At 62.9% G+C, this 591-nt stretch carries 1 protein-coding gene; it reads left to right on the top strand.

What is annotated here, in order from left to right:
• A partial coding sequence (locus tag A5697_RS02965) for an MCE family protein (protein WP_156673115.1) occupies window positions 1-591 on the top strand: 591 nt, incomplete at both ends.

Raw genomic sequence — 591 nt, 5'->3', positions numbered from 1 at the left:
GCGGCCCCGGACGGTCATCGGCGTGCTGGCGGTACTGCTGATCCTGGTCGCCGGCGCCCTCGGCTGGCGGCTCTACCAAAAATTGACCACCAACACCGTAATCGCTTATTTCCCATCGGCGAACGCCCTCTATTCCGGCGACAAAGTCCAAATCATGGGCGTTCGCGTCGGTTCCGTCGACAAGATCGAACCGGCCGGCGACAAGATGAAGGTGACGTTTCACTACGACAACAAATACAAGGTGCCCGCCAACGCGTCGGCGGTCATCGTGAACCCGACGCTGGTGGCGTCGCGCAACATCCAGTTGGAGCCGCCCTATAAGGGCGGTCCGGTCATGGGCGACAACGCGGTGATCCCCATCGAGCGCACGCAGGTGCCGACGGAGTGGGACGAACTGCGCGAAGGCGTCGCCAACGTCATCTCCAAACTCGGCCCGACACCCGAGCAACCCAAAGGTCCGTTCGGTGATGCCATCGAGTCGTTCGCCGACGGGCTGGCCGGCAAGGGCAAGCAAATCAACACCACGCTGAACAGCCTGTCGCGGTCGTTGACCGCGCTGAACGAGGGCCGTGGTGACTTCTTCGCGGTGGT

It is taken from the genome of Mycobacterium sp. E3251 (assembly GCF_001666835.1).
Lineage (GTDB): Bacteria > Actinomycetota > Actinomycetes > Mycobacteriales > Mycobacteriaceae > Mycobacterium.
This window is presented reverse-complemented; position numbering and strand designations above follow the sequence as displayed.